Annotated in this window: 1 protein-coding gene; it reads right to left on the bottom strand. The window is 29.7% G+C overall.

What is annotated here, in order from left to right; translation table 11 throughout:
* Nucleotides 1-909: 909 nt before the first annotated feature.
* Nucleotides 910-2,271 (bottom strand): 23S rRNA (uracil(1939)-C(5))-methyltransferase RlmD, encoded by a 1,362-nt coding sequence (gene rlmD, locus C3E90_RS12760; RefSeq protein WP_236916057.1) that lies wholly within the window; start codon nt 2,269-2,271, stop codon nt 910-912.
* Nucleotides 2,272-2,456: the final 185 nt, after the last annotated feature.

Here is a 2,456-nt window from a genome sequence, read left to right as displayed (position 1 = left end):
GGTCAGTTTTTCCTGCAGGAATTCCCTGACACCTCGTATTTTAACAGGTGGTATTTTTTTATTCAAATGTGATTTTTATTTATTACAGGAATGCTCCTTTTTGTCTTAAAACCACAATCCATCGTCAATTCCAGAAGCTCTCAATGCCTAGCTGTCAATAAGATGTCGTAGATAGATATCACTTCCTTGATGGTAGTATAACAATTATCTGCAAATCACTAACAACAAAGTCCTCAAAATACACTAATCGTTTGAAGACTTTCATTATAATTTATCTTTCTATGACCTTTACCAGTGTCCTTGATATTATATTTGCTGAAAAGAATCCTTGCTAATCTTATACCCTCTTCTGTAATTGCAACATCAGTCTTTTTCTAATCTGCTGCTGTCATTTTCAACTGTACGATTTTATCGTACGCTTCATTTTCTTCATCCCATACAGTGTGGATTTTTTCAAATAATAGAATCCTATTTTCTTTATCCATAGCAGTTCTCCTCCACGATATACTTTTAACCAACGTTTATATTTACAATGATTGTACCATATTAGTATTAATAGAATAAATGTTTTTTAAGTTTATACCTAATTTTACCATTGTATATAAAATTATAGTTTGATAATGATTAATATTACTACCATGAAAGCTGCAAATCTTGAAATACTAAATCACAATCAATTAAGAACAAGTAAATCAAAACTATCTATACATAGTTCTAAGTGTGCATAGTTTCGAATTAAAATGATAGTTTGCTTTTGGATTAACAGGAGCACCTCTGAATACAACCAAACTCACTACATCATAATGCTCATATTTTTAATGGACATGTTCCCATGAACAGAAAAGGCATTGAATATCATCTGTCCATTCAATGCCTTATAGCCTATGAAACCATTGGTATAACTGGGTTTTATAACTTTTCTAACTTCACGATTACTTCAACGTGAGGAGTTCTAGGAAACATATCCATCAATTTCATCTTATCTATTTTATATCCTCTATCCATAAACATCTTTAAATCCCTAACTAAGGTAATAGGATTACAGGATACATATATAAAAGTTTCAGGGTTAAAGTCAATTATCTTGTTGATAGCTTTAGGATGAATCCCATCTCTTGGAGGGTCAATAATTATCAAATCAGGCTTTTCCTTTAAATTCTCTACTTCTTTGAGAACATCTCCTGGAATAAACTTAACATTATTTAATCCATTAATTTTAGTATTTTCATAAGCCATTTTCACTGCTTCTTCTACAATTTCTATACCTATTACCTTTTCACAAATAGGCGACAATATTTGAGCTATAGTTCCAGTACCTGAATATAAATCGAACACAATATTGTTTTTTTCATCTCCTACAAACTCCCTTACAATAGAATATAGTTTCTCTGCTCCAAAAGTATTGGTTTGAAAAAAAGAAAAAGGAGATATTTTGAATTTTAAACCAAGAATCTCTTCTATAATATAATCTCTTCCATATAAAAGGCTAAATTCATCTGCCCTTACTATATCAGCCAAACCATCATTAATAGTATGAAGAATACCAACAATTTTCCCATCTAAATCATCAATTTTTAATAAAGCTTTGATGAAATTGTTTGTATCTACCGTACCTTGACTAGTAGTTACTAGATTGGCTAATATTTCTCCTGTAGATAATGCCTTTCTAATGACTAAATGTCTTAAGATGCCCTCGTGAATCCTTTTATTATAATAAGCTGTATTTGCTCCTCTAAAATACTTCATAACATTTCGTCTTATTATAGTAAAATCTTTATCAGCTATACTGCAACCATCAGTATCTACGACCTCATAAAATCTACCTCTTTTATGAAGACCTAATACTAAAGGACCTCCTTTTTTCTCATCGCTAAATGTATATTCCATTTTATTTCTATAGCCTTCTACTTTAGGGCTTCCCTCTATTCCTAAATAATTTATATCTTTAATATCTTCTTTTTGGAATAAAGCTAATACTTGTTCTTCCTTTAACTTTAGCTCATCTTCATATAACAAAGTTTGATAAGCACATCCTCCACAATCTTTAACATAGAAACAAGATATGTTTTTTTCTAAAGGAGATCTTTCTAATACTTCTATTAATTTTCCTTCCATGTTATCTTTTTTCTTTCTATTAAGAAGTACCTTTACCTTTTGCCCCTTAATCCCTCCTTTAAACATAATAGTCTTACCTTCATATTTACCTATTGATTTATTTGGAAAGATAGTATCTATTATTTCGATTTCAATAACATTATTTTTTCTTGCCATATACATCACTCCTTCCCAAATATTATAACAGTATTTATGCAAAATAATAAGAGAAATTAACTTTCCAGTTAAATTTTACAAAAATTCCTGTCAATAGTCAGTGAAAATGTCATATAAAAGAACTTAATTTTATTCAATGAAAGTGTCATTTTTAGAATGAAAAACTATTGATGAGTATTGCATTT

This window comes from Clostridium sp. Cult2 (assembly GCF_021655075.1).
GTDB lineage: Bacteria > Bacillota > Clostridia > Tissierellales > Tepidimicrobiaceae > Schnuerera.
Note: the sequence above shows the minus strand (reverse complement) of the source record. Positions and strands in the feature narration are given on the sequence as shown.

Excerpts from the sequence above, each read along its gene's own strand:
- rlmD (WP_236916057.1), bottom strand. The coding sequence starts at position 2,271 with ATGGCAAGAAAAAATAATGTTATTGAAATCGAAATAATAGATACTATC.